Origin of the sequence: Undibacterium sp. 5I2, assembly GCF_035019605.1 — a bacterium.
GTDB lineage: Bacteria > Pseudomonadota > Gammaproteobacteria > Burkholderiales > Burkholderiaceae_D > Undibacterium.
In genome coordinates this window covers 1-2,366 of the sequence record NZ_JASJVS010000127.1, presented here as the reverse complement: position 1 = coordinate 2,366, position 2,366 = coordinate 1, and the positions used below count along the sequence as shown (strand labels likewise).

The 2,366-nt window shown below is 37.6% G+C and carries 2 protein-coding genes; both read right to left on the bottom strand.

Annotation, left to right across the window (positions count from 1 at the left end):
* Positions 1–39 precede the first annotated feature (39 nt).
* Positions 40–1,311 (bottom strand): ATP-binding protein, encoded by a 1,272-nt coding sequence (locus QN359_RS19595; RefSeq protein ID WP_322249629.1) that lies wholly within the window; start codon positions 1,309–1,311, stop codon positions 40–42.
* Between the two features lie 368 nt (positions 1,312–1,679).
* Positions 1,680–2,366: hypothetical protein (locus QN359_RS19590; protein ID WP_323493407.1), on the bottom strand; the 687-nt coding region annotated here is incomplete at its 5' end.

Below are 2,366 nucleotides of genomic sequence, written 5' to 3'. Positions count from 1 at the left end.
ACTCATGGTCTGCCTCGTCTCTTTTCGACAGACACTAGTTTAAACTGTTGTCCGGATATGTGGATCCACTATAGTTTTTTCTAGCAGTAAAGCTAGATCATCTTGAGCCTCTTTCTTTAAACCAAGCACTTCGCCGATAATAAATTGCACGGAATCAGGATTTTGACGAATTGCCTGGGCAAGCAAAAAGAAAGTGAACTTCTTTTGTTTACTATCAGAGTCTTCAAAAGAAGGTAAATAACTTTGTACGTTAACAGCCAAAATATCGAAAACCTGTCGCTCTGCAAATTCGACAGGATCAATATTATCGTTGTCTTCATAAGGATAAATTTTTTCTTCTTTCCACTTTTCAACAATCTGGCTATGTTGAGAAGCCAAACGTTTTCTAAAGTGCTCTTTCATTTTATTTTTTGCCGCACGCACAATAACCTGAACATCATCATGCAAATCTGCAAGTGCCAATTGGCCCAACTTATCTAACTCACGAAAATGATCAGATTTTATATACGCAGTAAAATTAAAGCCCGGTGCACGAATTTGTTGACCCGCAGGAGTTTCAAACAATGAGATTCCTGACGCATCACACAAATGAACAACACGTTCAGTAGGAATATTCCATTCAATAACAACTATCGAAACACGTACTCTATTACCGCTATTAAGTCCAATTTCGCCAAGGTCATACTCTTCTCGATGGTGCTGAACTGCATTAGGGTCTACATTTTTCCCATCATACTCAATTGAGGTTTCAGGATATTCAGTAAGAAACACCGCAAATATTTTCGCCAAACTCATTTGAGCAGTTTCATCTTTTAGTGACCGAAAATCACTAACTACATTGTGTATGGTAACTTCAGTTCCACTTACATTCGTATCGACCTCTACAACTTTACCAACATTAAAATTATCAAGGGATGTTGAATTGCCAACAATTTTGTATGAGTGCGATTTCCCATTTTCTTTAAATGTCGTAGCCCACTCAACCTTATGGCCTAAAGAAAATGCCTTAAATCTGCCTTTTCCATTTTTTCCATGTAATGAACGTCCATGTTGGCGAACAGCAGCTTTCTTCCACGAGTCGCCTAAACTACCAAACAATTTGTCGACTTTAGAGAACGTTATACCGTCACCGTAATCTCGTACACGAACGGATTCAAGACCATTCATTTCGTTAATATCAAGGAAGACCTCCACTTTGTTCGAGGCCGCATCAAATCCATTCCAAATTAATTCAGCCAAAGCCGCTATCGGACGAGAAGATGTTATTGATTCAAGAAAATCTTTTTTTGCGGTTACTTGGACGATTCCCATTTGAAGATTTCTTTCAACTAGTTGGCTAAGATTTGGGTAACAATACAAAGAAATCAGATTTCAATGCATTATGATTAGTAATAAAAATACACAAACTTAAATTTACAACAAATTTGTAATTTCAAGTTATTATTTATTAACATCTCCCTAATCAGTTTCGTCGCATTTAATTGAACCCTCACGCAATCCTCAGGTAAATTTTCATCCAGCCTTTATTTCTTGCTTTTACGGCTTTTATTCTTTAAGAAAACTCACCAGCATTGTTACTCAAAACCAAATTACCCACGTGATAGCCAAGTTATTAAATCCGCCAATCAACACATCAACTAAGGAATAAAAATAAGAAAGCCCAATTTCGATAACTCACTTCATTTCCGTCCTTTAGGGAACTCACCACATTGGTATTCTTCCCAACTTTGCCTCAAATCATCAATGTAATTTAATCCCCTAAAACCCGTCCAGTATCGACCATCTTGCTCATACGTAAATATGTAGAGAATGTTGGTATGTTTCGAAATTAAAGGCTGACCTAAGACTGCCGTTGATTTAAGCTCAATCCATCCAAAATAACATCTTCCATTTTCTGTGCGTTTTTCCTCTAGAACCTCTCCATCAATATATTTCTCATCAAAAAATTCAATCGCATTGTTACCAGCAGAGAGATATTGTCCGTAAAGAAATTTACCACTAGTTCCAAATACGAAATGTCCAAGAGGAGCCAGAATAAAGTGCCATATTAGGTAACAAAGAAGAACTAAAAATGCAAAGCTAATTAAGACGTCCTTATTACTTGCGCTTATGGGGCGTTGAACTGGTTCTACCTTTTCTTCGCCTTGTTTAATTGAATCAGTATCAACGGCAGCAAGGACTTCTGTCACGATTGGAGTGATTTTATTCCCACTTAGCAACACCGTCTTCTGCTGAACATCTGCATTTGTCGATGATTTTATCTTCTCAAGGGTGTGTTGTGCTTGACGATTATAGTGGATCCACATATCCGGACAACAGTTTAAACTAGTGTCTGTCGAAAAGAGACGAGGCAGACCATGAGTGAA

Coding starts and splice junctions, on each gene's coding strand:
- QN359_RS19595 (WP_322249629.1), bottom strand. CDS start 1,311: ATGGGAATCGTCCAAGTAACCGCAAAAAAAGATTTTCTTGAATCAATA.